We start from the raw sequence: 1,152 nt of genomic DNA on the forward strand, positions 1-1,152 counted from the left end.
CAACTCGGTGAGTAACGCGCAGGGACAGGTGACGGCGACCTTAACCAGCACGGCGGCGGTGAAGAATGTGCAGGTATCGGCGAAGGCGGCGGCGAACCCGTCATGGGTCGAGGCTGATCGAAAGGTGAACTTTGAGGAATTGAGTCTCAGTTATCAAGTCACCGGCGTGACGGTGGAAGTGGATAAAGACAAGATGCGCTATAACAACGGCACGGACAGTTATACCTTCACGGCGACGGTGAAGGACGGGCATGGCAATCTGGTGGTGGGTCAACCGGTCGACATTGACTGGCAGACAGACCAAACGCCAGCCGGGTTAACCCTGACGAAACAGAACAACTCGGTGAGTAACGCGCAGGGACAGGTGACGGCGACTTTAACCAGCACGGCGGCGGTGAAGGATGTGCAGGTATCGGCGAAGGCGGCGGCGAACCCGTCATGGGTCAAGGCCGACAGCCCGGTGAGCTTTGAGGAGCTGAGTAGCAGTTATCAAGTCACCGGCGTGACGGTGGAAGTGGATAAAGACAAGATGCGCTATAACAACGGCACGGACAGTTATACCTTCACGGCGACGGTGAAGGACGGGCATGGCAATCTGGTGGTGGGTCAACCGGTCGACATTGACTGGCAGACAGACCAAACGCCAGCCGGGTTAACCCTGACGAAACAGAACAACTCGGTGAGTAACGCGCAGGGACAGGTGACGGCGACTTTAACCAGCACGGCGGCGGTGAAGGATGTGCAGGTATCGGCGAAGGCGGCGGCGAACCCGTCATGGGTCAAGGCCGACAGCCCGGTGAGCTTTGAGGAGCTGAGTAGCAGTTATCAAGTCACCGGCGTGACGGTGGAAGTGGATAAAGACAAGAAGCGCTACAACAACGGCACGGACAGTTATACCTTCACGGCGACAGTGAAGGACGGGCACGGCAATCTGGTGGTGGGTCAACCGGTCGACATTGACTGGCAGACTGATTCAACGGAGGCCGGGTTAAAACTGACGAAACAGAACAACTCGGTGAGTAACGCGCAGGGGCAGGTGACGGCGACCTTAACCAGCACGGCGGCGGTGAAGAATGTGCAGGTATCGGCGAAGGCGGCGGCGAACCCGTCATGGGTCAAGGCCGATAGCCCGGTGAGCTTTGAGGAGCTGAG

1 protein-coding gene is annotated in these 1,152 nt (G+C 58.3%); it reads left to right on the forward strand.

The genetic code is table 11. The features are described from left to right. Nucleotides 1-1,152, forward strand: a 1,152-nt coding sequence (locus EAE90_RS23180) for an Ig-like domain-containing protein (RefSeq protein ID WP_214055443.1), incomplete at both ends; no start/stop codon positions are given.

This window comes from Photorhabdus caribbeanensis (assembly GCF_018448885.1).
GTDB classification, from domain to species: domain Bacteria; phylum Pseudomonadota; class Gammaproteobacteria; order Enterobacterales; family Enterobacteriaceae; genus Photorhabdus; species Photorhabdus caribbeanensis.